General features: G+C 34.8%; 20 protein-coding genes. 7 read left to right on the top strand and 13 right to left on the bottom strand.

The window, feature by feature from the left end:
* Positions 1-18 precede the first annotated feature (18 nt).
* Positions 19-1,272, top strand: a complete 1,254-nt coding sequence (locus ABW637_RS01405; protein ID WP_367582838.1) for an aspartate kinase — start codon at positions 19-21, stop codon at positions 1,270-1,272.
* A 52-nt stretch (positions 1,273-1,324) separates the two neighbouring features.
* Positions 1,325-3,133, top strand: a complete 1,809-nt coding sequence (locus tag ABW637_RS01400) for a GNAT family N-acyltransferase (RefSeq protein WP_367582837.1) — start codon at positions 1,325-1,327, stop codon at positions 3,131-3,133.
* 25 nt (positions 3,134-3,158) lie between these two features.
* Here ABW637_RS01400 and ABW637_RS01395 read toward each other — a convergent pair whose 3' ends face one another.
* The gene (locus ABW637_RS01395; protein WP_367582836.1) at positions 3,159-4,121 is read right to left on the bottom strand and encodes a nucleoside hydrolase; all 963 of its coding nucleotides are present in this window, start codon (positions 4,119-4,121) and stop codon (positions 3,159-3,161) included.
* An 81-nt stretch (positions 4,122-4,202) separates the two neighbouring features.
* Here ABW637_RS01395 and ABW637_RS01390 point away from each other — a divergent pair, with 81 nt between their 5' ends.
* Positions 4,203-4,772 carry a Crp/Fnr family transcriptional regulator gene (locus ABW637_RS01390; protein WP_367582835.1) on the top strand — a complete coding sequence of 190 codons (570 nt, stop codon included), beginning with the start codon at positions 4,203-4,205 and terminating at the stop codon, positions 4,770-4,772.
* 39 nt (positions 4,773-4,811) lie between these two features.
* Here ABW637_RS01390 and ABW637_RS01385 read toward each other — a convergent pair whose 3' ends face one another.
* The 5 genes from ABW637_RS01385 to ABW637_RS01365 all read right to left on the bottom strand — a co-directional run bounded on the left by ABW637_RS01385 (position 4,812) and on the right by ABW637_RS01365 (position 7,082).
* Positions 4,812-5,240, bottom strand: a complete 429-nt coding sequence (locus tag ABW637_RS01385) for an arsenate reductase ArsC (RefSeq protein WP_367582834.1) — start codon at positions 5,238-5,240, stop codon at positions 4,812-4,814.
* A 20-nt stretch (positions 5,241-5,260) separates the two neighbouring features.
* A complete protein-coding gene (locus ABW637_RS01380) occupies positions 5,261-5,758 on the bottom strand; it encodes a GNAT family N-acetyltransferase (RefSeq protein ID WP_367582833.1) in 498 nt (165 codons plus the stop codon).
* A 33-nt stretch (positions 5,759-5,791) separates the two neighbouring features.
* Positions 5,792-6,277: a DUF6428 family protein gene (locus tag ABW637_RS01375; RefSeq protein ID WP_367582832.1), complete on the bottom strand. Its 486-nt coding sequence runs from the start codon at positions 6,275-6,277 to the stop codon at positions 5,792-5,794.
* Between the two features lie 28 nt (positions 6,278-6,305).
* A complete protein-coding gene (locus ABW637_RS01370) occupies positions 6,306-6,629 on the bottom strand; it encodes an ArsR/SmtB family transcription factor (protein ID WP_367582831.1) in 324 nt (107 codons plus the stop codon).
* A gap of 81 nt (positions 6,630-6,710) precedes the next feature.
* Positions 6,711-7,082: a TM2 domain-containing protein gene (locus tag ABW637_RS01365; RefSeq protein ID WP_367582830.1), complete on the bottom strand. Its 372-nt coding sequence runs from the start codon at positions 7,080-7,082 to the stop codon at positions 6,711-6,713.
* A gap of 181 nt (positions 7,083-7,263) precedes the next feature.
* On the opposite strand from ABW637_RS01365, the gene ABW637_RS01360 reads away from it, so the two are divergent.
* Entirely contained in the window at positions 7,264-7,599 is a 336-nt protein-coding gene (locus ABW637_RS01360) for a DUF805 domain-containing protein (protein ID WP_367582829.1), read from the top strand.
* Between the two features lie 57 nt (positions 7,600-7,656).
* Here the strand turns inward: ABW637_RS01360 and ABW637_RS01355 are convergent, their stop codons facing one another.
* The 7 genes from ABW637_RS01355 to ABW637_RS01325 all read right to left on the bottom strand — a co-directional run bounded on the left by ABW637_RS01355 (position 7,657) and on the right by ABW637_RS01325 (position 11,514).
* On the bottom strand, positions 7,657-8,043 hold the full coding sequence (locus ABW637_RS01355; protein WP_367582828.1) for a VOC family protein: 387 nt from the start codon (positions 8,041-8,043) through the stop codon (positions 7,657-7,659).
* Between the two features lie 42 nt (positions 8,044-8,085).
* Positions 8,086-8,544, bottom strand: a complete 459-nt coding sequence (locus tag ABW637_RS01350) for a DUF1801 domain-containing protein (RefSeq protein ID WP_367582827.1) — start codon at positions 8,542-8,544, stop codon at positions 8,086-8,088.
* Between the two features lie 13 nt (positions 8,545-8,557).
* On the bottom strand, positions 8,558-9,079 hold the full coding sequence (locus tag ABW637_RS01345; RefSeq protein WP_367582826.1) for a DUF4199 domain-containing protein: 522 nt from the start codon (positions 9,077-9,079) through the stop codon (positions 8,558-8,560).
* A 208-nt stretch (positions 9,080-9,287) separates the two neighbouring features.
* Positions 9,288-9,698 carry a response regulator transcription factor gene (locus tag ABW637_RS01340; protein ID WP_367582825.1) on the bottom strand — a complete coding sequence of 137 codons (411 nt, stop codon included), beginning with the start codon at positions 9,696-9,698 and terminating at the stop codon, positions 9,288-9,290.
* A 25-nt stretch (positions 9,699-9,723) separates the two neighbouring features.
* Positions 9,724-10,344, bottom strand: a complete 621-nt coding sequence (locus tag ABW637_RS01335; RefSeq protein WP_367582824.1) for an HD domain-containing protein — start codon at positions 10,342-10,344, stop codon at positions 9,724-9,726.
* Positions 10,338-11,279, bottom strand: a complete 942-nt coding sequence (locus tag ABW637_RS01330) for a 2-hydroxyacid dehydrogenase (RefSeq protein WP_367582823.1) — start codon at positions 11,277-11,279, stop codon at positions 10,338-10,340. The genes ABW637_RS01335 and ABW637_RS01330 overlap by 7 nt, the downstream gene beginning before the upstream one ends.
* 103 nt (positions 11,280-11,382) lie before the next feature.
* Entirely contained in the window at positions 11,383-11,514 is a 132-nt protein-coding gene (locus ABW637_RS01325) for a hypothetical protein (RefSeq protein WP_367582822.1), read from the bottom strand.
* A gap of 73 nt (positions 11,515-11,587) precedes the next feature.
* Here ABW637_RS01325 and ABW637_RS01320 point away from each other — a divergent pair, with 73 nt between their 5' ends.
* From ABW637_RS01320 to ABW637_RS01310, 3 genes are all read left to right on the top strand, one after another.
* A complete protein-coding gene (locus ABW637_RS01320) occupies positions 11,588-13,273 on the top strand; it encodes a tetratricopeptide repeat protein (RefSeq protein ID WP_367582821.1) in 1,686 nt (561 codons plus the stop codon).
* A 94-nt stretch (positions 13,274-13,367) separates the two neighbouring features.
* The gene (locus ABW637_RS01315) at positions 13,368-13,988 is read left to right on the top strand and encodes a helix-turn-helix transcriptional regulator (RefSeq protein WP_367582820.1); all 621 of its coding nucleotides are present in this window, start codon (positions 13,368-13,370) and stop codon (positions 13,986-13,988) included.
* A 304-nt stretch (positions 13,989-14,292) separates the two neighbouring features.
* A complete protein-coding gene (locus ABW637_RS01310) occupies positions 14,293-16,563 on the top strand; it encodes a phage tail-like protein (RefSeq protein ID WP_367582819.1) in 2,271 nt (756 codons plus the stop codon).
* The last annotated feature ends 150 nt before the right edge of the window (positions 16,564-16,713 follow it).

Below are 16,713 nucleotides of genomic sequence, written 5' to 3'. Positions count from 1 at the left end.
TAATAAACAGTTGATTTAATGAGGGTTTTTAAATTTGGGGGAGCATCGGTAAAAGATGCCAAAGCGGTAAAGAATGTTACAAAAGTACTTCAGAAAACTGGGTTTTCTAATCTTGTTGTTATCGCATCTGCAATGGGAAAAACTACAAATGCTTTAGAGAAAGTAGTTGAATTATATGTTGAGAAAAACCCAAAACTTAAGAATTCGATCGAAGATATATATACCTATCACCGAGAAATTTTAAACGAATTATTTGAAAACAAAGAGCATCCGATTTTTAAAAAAATCATAGGATTATTTCTCGATTTAGAAACCACATTGGATAGAAATAAATCAAAGCAATATGATTTTATTTATGATCAGGTGGTTAGCTATGGAGAGATCATTTCGACGACCATAATAAGTGAGTATCTAAATCATCAAGGATATGAAAATGAGTGGTTAGACGCACGTGATTTTATAAAAACAGATAATGCATATAGAGATGCCGAAGTACATTGGGAAATCACACTACAAAGGATCAAAAATAAGGTAAACAAGAATACACTTAGTGTAACACAGGGGTTTATCGGATCGGATCAAAATAATTTTACAACTACACTAGGTAGAGAAGGAAGTGATTATACCGCAGGGATTTTTGCCTATTGTTTAGGAGCAGATAGTGTAAGTATTTGGAAAGATGTACCAGGCGTACTTAACGGTGATCCCCGAGTATTTAAAAACACACAATTATTATCTCATGTTTCGTATGAAGAAGCTATAGAATTGGCTTTTTACGGAGCGTCGGTTATTCATCCTAAAACTATCCAGCCATTACAACGTAAAGAAATTCCGTTATATGTAAAATCATTTGTCAATCCTTCTGGAAAAGGTACATCTGTAAAAAAAGGCCAACCTCTAGATCCATACTTGCCGTGTTATATTGTAAAGAAAAATCAGATTTTATTATCGCTTTCGTCTCTCGATTTCTCGTTTATTGTCGAAGATAATATTAGCGAAATTTTTAACCTATTTCATCAGTATCACATCAAGGTAGATTTGATTCAAAATTCTGCTATTAGTTTTTCGGTATGCCTTGATGATAGATTTGATCATTTTGATGAGCTTCTCACCAAATTAAAATCAAGATTTAGAGTAACATACAATAAAGAAGTGTCCTTGTACACGGTTAGGCACTTTACAAATGAAGCGATAGCATCATTAGAAAAAAACAGAGATATTTTACTCAAACAGATTACTCGGGAGACCTACCAAATGGTTGTAAAGGACTAGTACATAAAATTCAAGGATTTTGCTATATTTGCAGTTAGCGCAAATTGTATTTATGCCTATAGTCACAGCAAGAGAAGTAGCCACGGGGCTCAAATTAGATAAACTTGGTTTTATAGGCACCTTTATAGGTTGGTTGATCCTGAAAATTACTAGGGTTTCAAAAATAAATCGTCAATACGATAAACTTAATCATTTAGAAGGATTAGAATACATAAGCAATACCCTGGATTTGTATGGGGTGACTTTTGAAATTCCGGATGAAGACTTAAGACGATTACCTAAAGAAGGTGCATTTATTACCTTATCAAATCATCCACTGGGTGGCATTGATGGCGGATTGTTGCTTAAATTAATGTTAGAACATCGTTCTGATTATAAAATTATAGGTAATTTTTTATTACACAGCTTTAAACCTTTAGAGCCTTTTGTAATGCCTGTAAATCCTTTTGAGGATAGAAAAGAAGCTAAATCCAGTCTTAAAGGTCTTAAAAATGCCATTTTACACCTTAAAGAAGGTTATCCGCTTGGTATTTTCCCGGCAGGAGAAGTGTCTACTATAAAAGAAGGAAAGAGCTATATTGACAAGCCTTGGGAACCTAGCATAATGAGATTAGTACAAAAAGCAAAAGTTCCTGTAATCCCAATATATTTTCATGCTCGTAATAGTGCACTTTTTTACCGTCTTGCTTCGATTAGCGATACATTGCGAACCGCTAAATTACCTAGTGAACTTTTCTCTCAGGAAAATAGAGTGATTAAAATACGAATCGGTAACCCTGTTTCAATAAAAGATCAAGAAGAGTATACTAATCTAGAAGATTTTACCAATTTCTTACGTAAGAAAACGTATATGTTGGCGAATCCTTTTGAGAAAAAAACATTAAGAGAATCTATTCCTATAAATTTAAAATTACCAAAGTCACCTAAAGAAATTGCAGGAGAAGGTAATGCGCAGATAATTGAGTCAGAGCTACAATTTTGTCGCGATAACGATAAGAGACTTTTAACGAGTAAGAATTATGAGGTGTTCTTGGCTCAGAAAAAATTTATACCCAATATTCTAAACGAGATAGGAAGATTGCGTGAGATCACCTTTAGAGAAATTGGAGAAGGAACCAATAATTCTATTGATCTTGATGAGTTTGATGATTATTATCATCATATGTTTTTATGGGATATTGGAGCTAAAAAAATTGCAGGAGCTTATCGCATGGGGATGGGGTCTAAAATATACTCAGATTTTGGTATTGATGGTTTTTATCTCCAGGACCTGTTTAGGTTTGAGCCAGAGTTGCACAAGATGATGAGCCAATCTATAGAAATGGGAAGGGCTTTTATCATCAAAGAATACCAACAGCGACCTATGCCATTGTTTTTATTATGGAAAGGCATCGTACATTGTACACTGCGATTCCCAGAACATAAATATCTCATAGGAGGGGTAAGTATAAGTAATAAGTTTAGCAATTTTACCAAGTCTTTGATGATTGAGTTTATGAAATCTCATTATTATGATCCTTATGTCGCCCAATATGTTAGACCTAAGAAAGAGTTTAAGGTAAAACTAAAAGATGCCGACAAAGATTTTGTGTTTGATGAGAGTAAAAGTGATTTAAATAAGTTTGATAAAATTATTGATGAGGTAGAACCAGGAAGTCTTCGCATCCCTGTGTTGATTAAGAAATATATCAAGCAAAATGCTAAAGTAGTTGCGTTTAATGTGGATCCATTATTTAATAATGCGGTAGATGGATTGATGTATATTCGTATTGCCGACTTACCAGATAGTACAGTAAAACCTGTTATGGAAGAATTTCAGGCTGAATTAGAGCAGAAATATTTCAAAAACGGAGATAAATAAATTTTTGAATTTTTTTCATCCTGTATTACGGATTTGTTAACCTGATCTTCAAAAGCTCTATTGCTTTTTGATGATCCACATCAATACAGATAGTTACTTTTGGTCTGTTTTTCCAGGGTTTTAAAGCTATCCTTTCCTCATGATCAGATTCTCCTAAGGAAGGCCAAGTTTTTCCTTTACTCAAACATTCTTGAGTTTCGACCCGAACTGGATAACTAACAGTTTGGTATATATTTTTATTAATTAAATACACAAAAACTGAAGAATCATGCACATAGGTGCCATCAATTTTATTGACTTTGATGAAAAAATCTTGGTAAAATTGATATGCTTCGGCAATATGATTATTTAGGGGAGAGTCAAATTCTGAAATCTCTTCAATAGTTTCTTTTGATAGTATTGTTTTATGAGTCACATCCAATCCAATCATTGTTATTGGCCATTTTGCACCCAGTACAATATCAGCTGCATTGGGATCAGAATACATATTTGCTTCGGCTGCGGGAGTTGCATTTCCGGCACAAAACGCATTGCCTCCCATAAATATAACTTCTTTAACCATCTTCTGTATTTCTGGTTTTTTTGATAATGCCAAAGCTAGGTTAGTTAGGGGACCAAGAGCAGCAATGGTGACTTGTTTCGGAAACTTAAGAACCTGCTCGATGATAAATTCATCTGCAGGTGTATTTATAGGAGATAAGATACTGGGTCGTCGCCATGTATTTCCTTGTCCATCATCTCCATGTACAAAAGGAACACCTCCCATGAATTTACCTTTTAATGGTTTTGAGGCTCCTTTGGCGACTGGAATTTCAGTTCGATTGGCTAATTGCAATAGACGTAAAGTGTTTGTTGTTGCTAGGTCAATATTTACATTTCCAAAAACTGTTGTTAATCCTAGTATTTTGAACTCTTTGGAAGCGAGAGCTAATTGTATTGCCATACTATCATCTACTCCTGGATCGGTATCAATAATTAATTTGTGCATAGGTTGTAATTTTTTTATATTCTAAAACAAACGCAATTTTCTTGTATTACAAAGGACATTTGTCCCAAACAATGATAAAAAATGATAAGAACGAATAATGAGTTACTTGATTATTTTTCGAAGAGTTTCCGGAAGTTTGAATTTGTAAAGCGAAAACAATTTGATCCGGGAGAAAAAATTATTACACAAGGAAGTAGAGGTCAATTTATATATATTCTCGAAGGCGGAATTGCAAAATGTTATATTGAAGAAGAAAATGGTAAAACATTTATTCAGGAGTTTTTTGGTCTAGGAGAAATTGTTGGAGAAATAGAAGTTTTTGGCGGTACACTAAGTTTCAGTAATGTTGAGGCAATGACCAGGGTACCCGCGTATCAAATAGCAAAAGATGATTTCTATAAGGTGTTAAAAAAAGAAAACGAGTTGAATATTGTTTTAATAAAGGCACTTGCAAAAAAATTACGAGATACTGCAGTACGCGCTTCTCGCCAACAATCTTACCCTTTAGAATATAATTTAGAAAAACTCTTACAACTTTCATCAAATGAAATTGAGCATATTTCTAAGAATGATTTGGCAAGTTATTTAGGGATATCACTAAGAAGTTTTAATAGGAAAATGAAAGAAATAGAAAAAAGAAATGATCTGTAGATTCGAAAAATACTACAGATCATTTATAATTCATGTTTTTTATTCGGAAACGGTCTTCAATACTTTTTCTTCAACAAAATCTTTGCAATACTCTTTAATCTGATTTCTTGTTTTTTCAAAAGCGGCATGAATTTCTTCTTCGGTTCCATCAATTTTTGAAGGATCAAAGAAATTGTAATGTAATCGTTCTGCTTTACCAGGAAAAAATGGGCATCTTTCTTTAGCATTATCACATACCGTAAGGATATAATCAAAGTTTATATCTAGATACTCATCCAAATTATTAGAGGTGTGATTAGAGATATCAATTTCATCTTCTTTCATGATCGAAATTGCTCTGGGGTTTACGCCATGAGTTTCTACCCCTGCGCTAAATATGGTTGCATTTTCTTTTGCAAAATGCTTCAAATACCCCTCTGCCATTTGACTACGGCATGAGTTTCCTGTACACAGTACTAAAATATTCATATATGTGGTGTTTTTTGTGGTTATAGTATTGTTTTACTTCTTCGTTCGAGAATCGTATTATTATACCAAATATCGTTTAATTTTCCAACTTTTTCGCGATATCCGATTTCTCTAAATCCTAAAGATTTATGCATGGCAATGCTAGCTATATTATTACTAAAAATACCTGCCTGGAGTGTCCAGAAACCTTCTGCTTCACTTTTTTCAATTAATTTAGACAAAAGTAACTTTCCGATACCTAAATTTCTATATTTTGATGTTATATAAATGCTAACTTCGGCCACACCTTTATACACTTCTCTTTTTGATGTAGGAGATAAGGCAGCCCAGCCCGCAATTTCATCTTTGATTATCGCTTTTAATCTACAAGATTTGATATGTGAGGCATGCCATACTTCCCAGGTAGGTACCTGGGTTTCAAAAGTTGCCATTTGGGTATCCATACCTTCTTTATAAATTGTAGAAATTACTGGCCAATCGGTTTTGGTAAAGGCTGCTATTTGGATGTTGGGTTTCATAATAAAAGATCCTGAAACAAGTTTAGGACAAATTTAGCAACAACCACTACCAGGCGCACAAGATCCGGCTTCTGCGGTAGCTGTTTCAGGAACACCACATGTTTCTTTTGCCTTACAATCGGTTGGTTGTACAGCTAGTTTAAGAATTAATTGTCCTTCTTTGATTTCAAAATCATTGACATGCAACTGTGCTGTATGAAACATTGCATTGCCATATTCGATTCTAACGGGGGCGTCCATTTCATACTCTTTCATGGTGCCTACTTTTCTTAGTATTCCTAAGGCTTTATACACTCCCATATAATCGGGCTTTCCTAATTCACTTGGACTTTCCCATAGCTGGATCACTGTTTCTTTCCAGGAATCTGTATTGCCTCCGCAATCTACAGCATCAATCGAGGTGTGTTTTACCTCGGTAATATGATAGTTTGTTCCTACTAACATACCAGGAGCGTATTCGAACAACAATGATTTTCCTTGATGTTCTGCTAATAATGTAATGAATTCTGATGTAGTCATAATGTATGATTTTTAGATTGCTTTTTGTTTAGCAACAATTTTGTTTGGTGGTATTAAAAAAAGAATTTAGTCGTTGTTGTAGATCATTCCATCGATCAATATCGATACAGTAGCACATGCTTTTACCTTCGATTTCACCTTTCAGTAATCCTATACTTTTTAATTCTTTAAGATGTTGTGAAATAGTAGCCTGTGCTAGGCCAATTTCTTCTACAAGATCGTTACAAATACAAGAATCTTGCGTACTAATATATTGCAAGATCGCAATACGTGCCGGATGCCCTAGTATTTTAAAGAATTGAGCAAGTTCATTTTGCTTTTTATCGAATATTTGAGTCTTGGTAATTCCCATTTCGTATTTATATATCGCAATATTACGATAATAAAATGAAACAAAAAAGCCAGAGATACATTTTCTGACTTTTTCAATATATTAAAACCAAGGTTTGCTACCTTCTTGATAGGTCTGGTAAAATTCTTCGTCAGATTTAGTTAGATACATAATACCTTCAATTATTCCCACTACAGATGAGAGCATAGAGGTAATACCGCAAGTAAAAAATCCAAGAAGTCCGCAAGCAAGTAATATAAATCCTTCTTTCTGGTATCCTAAGATAAATTTATGTACGCCTAGCCAACCTAAAAATATGGCTAAAATACCGGCAAGAACCTTTTTATTGTCTTGAGAACCAATTATTTCTTTGGCTTCTTCGGCAAATTCTTTAGCGCTTTCTTTTACATTTTCTGCAGCTTCTTCTGCACCTTTTTTAATGTCATCCCCTAAGTTGTTGTTTTCTTCACTCATGTTGTTTAAAATGATTTATTAATTTGCAGAAAATTACAAAAATATTACTTAAAAATCTGAAGATCATTAAGAATGTTTAGGGGTCTTAATTTTGGTTATACGCGTTGATTATAGTATCCAATATTTTGATAACTCAAATTTATTGCTATATTTGGTAACACTAACTAATTAAATAAAAATTATGAATTGGTACTTAAAAGCATTAAAAAATTACGTAGGATTTTCAGGAAGAGCAAGACGTAAAGAATATTGGATGTTCTTTTTGTTTAACATTATTATAATGTATGGATTGATTATTCTTGCGGGTGTTTTAGAAATTGGTTTCTTGGCAACGCTTGGAAGTATATATGCATTAGCAACTCTTATACCTAGTATTGCTGTTGCCGTGCGTAGAATGCATGATGTTGATAAAGATTGGTGGTATATGCTGATTCCTATTTATAATCTTATTCTGGCCTTTACCGAAGGTACAAAAGGAGATAATCAATACGGACCTGATCCAAAAGCTGGAGAATAAAAATAGTCTACTATTTGATATATAAAAGAAAAGCCGGCAAATTTGCCGGCTTTTCTTTTATAAAAAAGCTTTGTCTATGGGTTCCCAAAGCTCTATTTTGTTTCCTTCGGGATCTACAATCCAGCCAAATTTTCCGTATTCATATTCTTCGATTTCACCAACCACGGTTACGCCTTCTTCTTTTAAGACTTTAAGTAATTCGACCAGGTTTTCTACCCTAAAATTCATCATAAACTCCTTTTTGCTAGGAGCAAAATAAGTGGTGTCATCTTTAAAAGGACTCCATTGGGTAGAGCAATCATTGCCTTGTTTGTCTTTCCACCAGAATGTACAGCCATAATCATCTACCGGTAATCCCAGATGTTTTCCGTACCATTCTTTTGTTGTTTTTGGATCTTTAGTTTTAAAAAAGAACCCGCCTAATCCTGTTACTCTGTTTTTCATTGATGCTTATTTTTTTATTTCCTTGAAAAAGGAAACGTGTTATTATTTCTTTTTCACATTGGCTTCGTACATATCAATCCATTCTTGTACCGTTATTTTGGATGCTAACTCACCAATCAATTCCATTGGGATTTGATCTATTTTTTTAAATCGAATACAACTTTTACCCATATCTAGTTTGGTAGACAAATATTTAGGATATTCGCTAACAAACCAATCCATGGTTTCTTTATTGGCATAAATCCCACTGTGATATACGGCTATAAAGTTTTTTTGTGATGCAATATTCATAAATGGTAACGGCAATTTAGGATCACAATGATATCCATTGGGATAGATTGAGTGTGGTACAACATACCCAATCATTCCGTAATTAATTTCTTCAGAAAAGCCTTTGGGAAGATTCTTCTTGATTACGTTTCTTAATGCTGTCATTGCTGCTTGCCGTTCTTTGGGAATCGCACTTATATAATCGTCTGGTGTATTTGCTTCATATTTCATGTATATAGTTGTTTTAATTGTTCATTATGGGCTTACGCTGAAGCAGTAATGCCGATAGTAACGAAATGATAAATCCAATGATTAATACCGTAGCAAACATGATAAAGAAGCTCATAAATATGTTCGCAAACAATTCTTTTTGGGCTTCTAATTTCTCAAATTCGATCTTAAATTCTGCTTCAGATAGCGTACTTCTCATTTGTTCAAGATAATGAGTGTAATATTCGGCCATAAAATCAGGATTGATGTATTTGACATAAATAACATCTAAGATGCCGAATGCCAGTGCTGCAATTAAAGAAATCAACACTCCTATGAGCAAAGCTTTTCCGAAGGAAACCATACCATCATTCTCTTTATCCCGATAATGCTTTATTCCAAAATACACAAAGAGTAAGGATACCACCATGCCAGTGTATCCAATGACTTCCTGGATAGAATAATCAAGATTTTTTCCTAGAAACCAACCGGCAAGAGCTAAAACACAAATGGTAATGGCGCTATACACTCCGTAACGTAAAACGGTATTTTTCATTTTGATAGATGTTTAATGATTCGTTTCAAAAGTAGGTTTAGTTGGGTATGTTGTACTCATACTAAAGTATGAATTGTATGGGACTTTAGTAGTATATCCTAAAATAACATCTCCCTTGTCCTCCTCATATAGAGAATATAAATACACAAGCAATTCCCCCTTTGAAGGGGGTTGGGGGGATGTTTTTATACGTTAACATTCTTTCAAATTATATGATCTGTAACTCCTTGGCAATTTGTATGGCTTGTGTGCGACGTTTGGCATCTAGTTTTACAAGAAGATTAGAAACATGGGTTTTTATAGTGCTTTCTGAAACAAAAAGTTTTTCGGCAATCTCTTTATTAGACAGTCCTGAAGCTATTTCACAAAGTACTTCGTACTCCCGTTTACTCAGCCCTAATTGTTGAACCTTTTTGTGATTTATATCTTGAGTAAGGTTTTTTTGTTTATGAAGTACTCTTTTGTTGATAATAACCCCGATTACAAAGAAGATGATTGCAATTATGGCTATTATAATTTCTATAGAAGTGCTTCCCATGAGCACGCTATATTTACTTAGCTGAAAAAGCGTAAGCAATGCTACAACCAGTGCCGCAAAAATGAAAATAGTTTTCCTCACTTTATAAATTTAACAAAACTCTTGGTTACTTAGAAAGTAAATCAATCTCTTGCTGAAGATTTTCTTTTGCCTTAGCTTCATATCTAATTTTGAAATGATGAGTTTTGAAGATTTGCGGCATCTTAACAAAATGCTGAAGCACTTTAGCTCTACCCTTGTTATATACAAAATCGGGATAGTACTTATATTCTTTTCTTACCTTCTTAAAATAGGTCTTATACCCTTCCCAATCACTGCCTAAAATTGAAAGATCGGCATCGGTAAAATAGTTTACATCATTATTTTTTGATGTATTATGCCCTTTTGTCGCTAATATAATTTCATTGCAAAGCTCAATTCTATTTTTGTCTATAGATAATAAATTTAATACTTCTATGGCTTTCTTTGCGCTTTCTTCTTCATTCTCTTGTTTGAGGGTGTTATAGATGTAATCATGATAAAATAAAGCAAACAATACCATATCCCAATCCCTGATCTTGTCTTTCACTTCGTTAAGTTGAGTATAAAGATGTTCGAGATGAGAGAGATTATGATAATATCGGTTTTTTTTAGTATGCTTTTTTTCAATCTCACTCCATAAGGATTCAATATGGTTTGAGTCATCAGAATAGTTTGAAAGTAAGGATGTATAGATTTCTTTTAACAAAACTCTGCTTTGATTTTATCAACTATGGTTTGGGCTAATTTTTCTTTAGATTCAGCAGTCCAACCTGCTACGTGTGGACTTAGGATCACATTATCTATGCTAAGTAGTTCTTTTAGGGCTTCAGGGATCTCGCTTTTTGACGTAAATAAATTCTCGAAAGATGATTTTTCATATTCCAGAACATCTAATCCCGCGCCCAATATCTTACCTTTTTGTAACGCTTCAACCAAATCTGCAGTTACAACACTTTTACCCCGAGCGGTATTGATCAGCCAAAATGGTTTCTTGAACTTATTAATAAATTTGGTATTGATCATACCAATAGTTTTAGGTGTCTGGGGGGTATGAAGGCTTAATACGTCTGTTTTCTCGAAAAGCTCATCAAGCTCTACTTGCATTGCATTGCTGTCCTCAATATCTTCAAGAATATCATAACAGATGACTTCGACATTAAAGCCTCTTAGTTTACGGGCAAAAGCTCTACCCATGTTTCCGTAGCCAATAATACCTACTGTTTTTCCATCCAATTCTATACCTCTATGCTGTTCGCGAAGCCAGTTGCCCTCTCGCACACTTTGATCCCCTTGATTTAGTTTATTAAATAACGATAAAATCATCCCTAGTGCATGTTCTCCCACCGCATTGCGATTACCTTCTGGGGCATTAAACAGTTTGATCCCTAGCTTCTTGGCATAATCGATATCAATGTTCTCTAATCCTGCCCCTACACGACCTATAAATTTTAGATTTTTGGCTTTATCCAGGAATGTTTTGTCTATAGGAAATCTGCTACGAACGATGATCCCATCATATAGTGCAATTTTAGCTTCGATTTCTGCTTTGGTTGAGGTGTAGTCTTCCTCATTTTTAAAACCGGCGACTGTAAGTTGAGTAAGGAGTAGGGGATGATTAGTATCTAGGTGAAGGATTTTCATTTGGTATACTGGTTAATATATCAAAAGTAAGTATTAAAAAAGAGAAAACCACAACCTTTTTAAGTTGTGGTTTTATAATTAATTTTGCTTGTTTGTATTCACTCTAATACTCGTCATCGTCGCCTCCAACTTCGTCTGCGGTTTGTTCTTGTAAAACATTAAGACAATCAGAATTCCCACCATAGATTGTTTTTATATCTATTTCTGAACTTTTAAAATCTTTTAATTTTTTCATGAAATTTGTTTTTGCAATTTTTGGCAAGATAGGAATTAATTTATATTGTATTTTTGAATACTACACGAATAATATGAAGTTGCTATCATCTGTTTTTCTATTGCCCTCAGGAAATAAAGTAATTGTTTTGGCAATATTTATATCATGTATAGTTTTTTGCACCAAAAGCTATTCTCAGATACATAAAGTAGAAGATGATAGTATTCGGGTAGAAGAATTATATGCAAAGGCAATAGAAATAAAGGATTCTGATCTTGTAGAAGCAAAGAAGAATTTTGAAAGCGCCATAGAGATCATTGATAAGAGCTTATTATCCAAAAACGAATTTTTATTAAAAAAAGCGTCTATCTTAGAACAACTTGCCTACTTTTTGAGAAGAGAGAACAAGTTTGGTGCCGCTCTAAAGAACCTTCAGGAAAGCATTGAACTAAAAAGAAAAGTAGGAGAAACATATACTTTGGGATATACCTATTCTCAAACCGCTTGGTTATGGCTCTATCAATCTGAGTTTAAAAAAACCAAAATCAATTTAGATTCGGCCTATGCGCTTAGTAAAAAATACAATAATATACATGAAACGATAAGGACATTGAGTCGATATGGAATTCTTTATCAAAATATAAAAGATAGTATTCGAGCAGAACAACATCATCTTCGAGCGATTAAACTTGCAGATTCTATTAATGAGATAAAATCTATCGCAGCGACCAATGCGAATTATGCGTTCTTTTTAAGACGGCAAAAAAGACATAAAGAAAACGTCCCTTATCTAGAGAGAGCAGTAGAAATGCATCGAAAAGGAAATAATCAAATAGGATTAGAATCGGGATATTTCGCTTTGGGAGTTACCTATAGAGTCTTAGGGATGCCTAACAAAGCAATCCAGTTCTTTAATAAGGCTCTTGCAATGTCTGAAGAACAAAAAAACGAAGCTGTATTGCACTCGAGATATCGAGGGCTTAGTAATAGCTATTCAGATCTTAAGGATTATAAGAATGCATATTTGAATTTCAAAGAATTTCACAAATGGCATGCAAAAGTCAAAAATGAGAAGAACTATCAAAAGATGGTGGATCTGGAGACCAAATATAAGTACGAACAGCAACTGGCAATAGATAGTCTTCGATTTGCACAAGAGAAGAAGGAAGTAGAGCTAGTAGCACAAGCAGAGTCATCAAAAAAAAGCCTATATCTAATATTATTTATAATTTCTCTTGTTGGAGCAGGAGTTATTGGTGTATTACTCAGGCGTAATTATGTACAGAAATCGAAAATGGCCAGATTAGAATTTGAAAATCAAAAAGTAGTATTGGATCAGCAAATTAAGGCTAAAGAAGAAAATATCAGGTATCTTATTGCAGATAATAGCATGCGTTTGGCGTTTAAAGAAGAATTACTTAATAAATTAAAGAATGAATTAATTACAAGTGATCCCGATCAGATAAAACAGTCACTAAATTCATTAACCACGCAATTACAATTACAAATTACTACAGAAGGGAAGCTCTCGGGCTTACAAGAAAAAATAGACGATGTTAATCAAATTTTTGATAGTACGTTAAAAGAATTATATCCAGATTTAACTAAAGGTGAGAGAGAAGTATGTGCTTTGCTTAGACTCAATCTTTCTATCAAAGAGATTATGACCATTCGTAACGTAACTTCAGATTCGGTTAAATCAATGCGACGTCGTATTAGAAAAAAGATGGATATTCCTCAGGATGTCGAATTGGAAAAATTTATTCAGGAATTGGCTTAAAAAAAATCATGACACCTTTTGACACCACCAATTCTTTGGCGGGTCTCATTGTTGTAGGTAATATTGTGTAAACAGAACAATATATCCTTTTACCATGATGAACATGTGGAGCAACGACCTATTGTGGTCTATACTATTTTTAAATGCTTCGGCAATACTGTATGCACTGGTCAGCATTGGCATTATAGTTATTGTGTTTTTCTCATGGAAGAATTTTCAGAATCGCATGCAACTGAATCAAATGGCCCAAGAGAAAAAAACACTAATTGAAAAGTTGAAGGCCAAAGAAGAAGAGGTAAAAAGTTTAATGGCCGATAATAGTATGCGTTTGGCATTCAAAGAAGAATGGTTGGCCAAACTAAAAAATGAAGTTTTGGCCTCGGCCGATACTGCAGAACTAAGACAATCACTTAATTCATTAACTGCTCAATTACGTTTGCAGATCGATACCGAAAATAAATTGGCCGGATTACAAGAAAGAATTGATCATAATGATATTCATTTCGATAGCAAACTTCAGGAATTGTATCCTGATTTAACCAAAGGAGAGCGCGAAGTATGTGCATTACTTCGATTAAATCTAACGATAAAGGAAATCATGATTGTTCGCAATGTCTCTTCAGACTCTGTAAAATCAATGCGTCGTCGTATCCGTAAAAAAATGAATATCCCTTCTGAAATCGAACTCGAAAAGTTTATCCAGGAGTTGGCATAAAAAACCTATCGTCGCATCGAGTGCGGTGAAGTAGGAGCGTGTATCGAAATGTTTTTGAAGTTTGTATTTCATTTCAAGAAGTTCTCGATAGCTCTGCTGAGCTTGCCGAAGTACAATTTTTCTCGACTGCGTTATGAAAAACTACTCGAACCGACGAATCAATATACTTCCATACAAACGAATAGGCAACCTTACTTAGTATTAGTCAAATTACGGCTTTGACACCTTTTGACACCCTTACAATTATCTTTAAATCGGGTATTTAACCTATTTTTGACGATACTATTTTACTAAACCCCAGAATATGAAAAAACTATTACTCTTAATTTTAGTAGTCTTTTTAGTGCCTTTCAATGGCGTTATTGCACAGACAGGAAATCAAACTACTGGATCGGCTATAACTCCAAACCAATCTAATGCAAGCCATACTCCTTTTCCTTATGATGGCTTAGTTACTTTTACACCGGGTGATTTATTGACCACGGGAGATTGGAATCTTTCTATTGGTCCAGGTGCTGGCGCTTCCTTAACCTCTGCTTATACTAATGTACTTGTAGGAGGTATGGCTGGAGCATTATTTGGAGATACAGGTGTTAATGAAAATGTTGTTATAGGAAATTTTGCAGCAGATCAGACATTAATTGCTTCAGATAATGTGTATATTGGGAACTATGTAGCAAGAAATGCTACAAACTCTGATAACGTGATTATAGGTCATCGTGCAGGATTAAATCTAACAAGTGGGAGGGATAATACCATTGTTGGAGAAGAAGCTGGGCGTAACCTCATGGCTGGAGAAGATAATGTACTCATCGGAGAAGATGCTGGTTATGAATTAACTACGGGTGATGATAATTGTTTTGTAGGAAGTAGAGCTGGAGCGAATTCTACTACAGCTAGTGGTAATACTTTTGTTGGTGGAGAAGCTAGAAGTTTCACACCATCAACGCTGGGTAATGGGGTTGATTATGATTTTTCTACAATCGGTGGAGCAGTAGGTGGATCAAATACAGTAGGCGAAGCTAATACTTTTGTAGGTTCTGGTTCCGGTCTGGATAATGTTGATGGTTTTGCAAATACGTTTTTGGGATATGCTACAGGTGCAAATAGCCAACATGCAGATGGTAATACGTTTATAGGATATGGTGCAGGTTGGGATAACAACAGAACTAATAATAGAAATGATGCCAATAGAAACACCTACATGGGCGTACTTACTGGAGGTACCAATAGAGAAGGGTCTGATAATATAGGGATAGGTTGGAAAGCTGATTTTACAGGAAATGGTGTCAATGGACCTTCGGATAATCGAAATCAACGAAATATCTTTTTTGGGAATTCTGTATCGGTTTTTGGAGATGATCAGGTGATTATTGGTCATGCTGCCAGATCTTCAGGAAATCGAGGGTCAATAACCATAGGTTCACAAAGTAGTACAGCCAGTTCATATGCCGCGGCTATTGGATATGATGTAGATGTTGCCCAAGCAAATACAATGGCTTTGGGAGGAAATACGACTACCAACCGAATGAGTGTTGGGATTGGTACGGTAGCGGCAAATCAAAATGCATCATTAGAGCTAGCAGATATCGATAAAGGATTCTTGATCAATAGGGTAACCACAGCGCAGCGTACTGCTATGGAAACCGCGGCAGCGAGTGGTAACCCATTGGCAGCAAATGAAGCTGGGATGATGGTATTTGATACTGATTTGTCGGCTATTTTTCTTTGGAATGGTACGCAATGGGTCAATTCTACAATAGATACGGATACAGACACCGATGATCAAACCATAGATGAGTTTCAGTTAAATGGCGATGATCTCGAACTATCATTATTAGATGATGCTGAAGCCACCAAAACAGTAGATCTTTCAAAATATTTAGACAATACCGATAGTCAGGAACTTTCACTAACGACTAATACGTTAAGTATTTCTGGAGGAACAGCCACGGTTGATCTTTCAGGGTACATGGATAATACAGATGCACAAACCTTAAATTTCAATAATGGAAGTTTAAGCATATCGAACGGTAATACTGTCGATCTTTCTGGATTTACAAATACCGATAGTCAAAACCTTACTTCGGCTACCTTAGCTAATACCGTAGTAACGATCGCTATCGAAAATGGAAGTTCGGTTTCTGTAGATCTTTCGGGGATACTTACACCGTTACAAGATGAAAATACGGCCCAACAGACCGAAATTGATGAACAACAAGCTCAAATCACAGCTCAACAAGTGATCATTGATGATTTGATTGATCGCATTGAAGCGCTCGAAACTAACATTTCAGGTAGTCTTAATAAAAGTAATACACCTATTTTATATCAAAATATTCCTAATCCATTTAATGGAACATCCACCATCAAATATTATTTGCCTTCAGGAATCAATAATGCATCAATTGTATTTAGTAATTCTCTCGGACAAGTAGTGTCTACAATTGCTATCACGCAAAGTGGAGATGGAGAATTGAATATTAATAGCGATGGATTAGCCAGTGGAACGTATTTCTATACTTTATATATAGGTAGCAAAGGTTTCGATTCTAAAAAGATGGTGATTAAATAGGCAACGTATCGTCACATCGAGTGCGTGAGGTACGAGCGTGTATCGAGATGTATTTGTTTAGGAAAAATTCTCGATACAATCCCGATTGACATCGGAATCACTCGAACTGACGAGCAGCCATAAAAATTCACACAACCCCATACGTAACCC

Origin of the sequence: Aquimarina penaris, assembly GCF_040786285.1 — a bacterium.
In the GTDB taxonomy this organism is placed as follows: Bacteria; Bacteroidota; Bacteroidia; order Flavobacteriales; family Flavobacteriaceae; genus Aquimarina.
Note: the sequence above shows the minus strand (reverse complement) of the source record. Positions and strands in the feature narration are given on the sequence as shown.

Excerpts from the sequence above, each read along its gene's own strand:
- ABW637_RS01345 (WP_367582826.1), bottom strand. The coding sequence starts at position 9,079 with ATGAAAAATACCGTTTTACGTTACGGAGTGTATAGCGCCATTACCATT.
- ABW637_RS01380 (WP_367582833.1), bottom strand. The coding sequence starts at position 5,758 with ATGAAACCCAACATCCAAATAGCAGCCTTTACCAAAACCGATTGGCCA.
- ABW637_RS01405 (WP_367582838.1), top strand. The coding sequence starts at position 19 with ATGAGGGTTTTTAAATTTGGGGGAGCATCGGTAAAAGATGCCAAAGCG.
- ABW637_RS01320 (WP_367582821.1), top strand. The coding sequence starts at position 11,588 with ATGAAGTTGCTATCATCTGTTTTTCTATTGCCCTCAGGAAATAAAGTA.
- ABW637_RS01385 (WP_367582834.1), bottom strand. The coding sequence starts at position 5,240 with ATGAATATTTTAGTACTGTGTACAGGAAACTCATGCCGTAGTCAAATG.
- ABW637_RS01400 (WP_367582837.1), top strand. The coding sequence starts at position 1,325 with ATGCCTATAGTCACAGCAAGAGAAGTAGCCACGGGGCTCAAATTAGAT.
- ABW637_RS01310 (WP_367582819.1), top strand. The coding sequence starts at position 14,293 with ATGAAAAAACTATTACTCTTAATTTTAGTAGTCTTTTTAGTGCCTTTC.
- ABW637_RS01325 (WP_367582822.1), bottom strand. The coding sequence starts at position 11,514 with ATGAAAAAATTAAAAGATTTTAAAAGTTCAGAAATAGATATAAAAACA.
- ABW637_RS01315 (WP_367582820.1), top strand. The coding sequence starts at position 13,368 with ATGATGAACATGTGGAGCAACGACCTATTGTGGTCTATACTATTTTTA.
- ABW637_RS01330 (WP_367582823.1), bottom strand. The coding sequence starts at position 11,279 with ATGAAAATCCTTCACCTAGATACTAATCATCCCCTACTCCTTACTCAA.
- ABW637_RS01390 (WP_367582835.1), top strand. The coding sequence starts at position 4,203 with ATGATAAGAACGAATAATGAGTTACTTGATTATTTTTCGAAGAGTTTC.
- ABW637_RS01375 (WP_367582832.1), bottom strand. The coding sequence starts at position 6,277 with ATGACTACATCAGAATTCATTACATTATTAGCAGAACATCAAGGAAAA.
- ABW637_RS01365 (WP_367582830.1), bottom strand. The coding sequence starts at position 7,082 with ATGAGTGAAGAAAACAACAACTTAGGGGATGACATTAAAAAAGGTGCA.
- ABW637_RS01395 (WP_367582836.1), bottom strand. The coding sequence starts at position 4,121 with ATGCACAAATTAATTATTGATACCGATCCAGGAGTAGATGATAGTATG.
- ABW637_RS01355 (WP_367582828.1), bottom strand. The coding sequence starts at position 8,043 with ATGAAAAACAGAGTAACAGGATTAGGCGGGTTCTTTTTTAAAACTAAA.
- ABW637_RS01370 (WP_367582831.1), bottom strand. The coding sequence starts at position 6,629 with ATGGGAATTACCAAGACTCAAATATTCGATAAAAAGCAAAATGAACTT.
- ABW637_RS01360 (WP_367582829.1), top strand. The coding sequence starts at position 7,264 with ATGAATTGGTACTTAAAAGCATTAAAAAATTACGTAGGATTTTCAGGA.
- ABW637_RS01350 (WP_367582827.1), bottom strand. The coding sequence starts at position 8,544 with ATGAAATATGAAGCAAATACACCAGACGATTATATAAGTGCGATTCCC.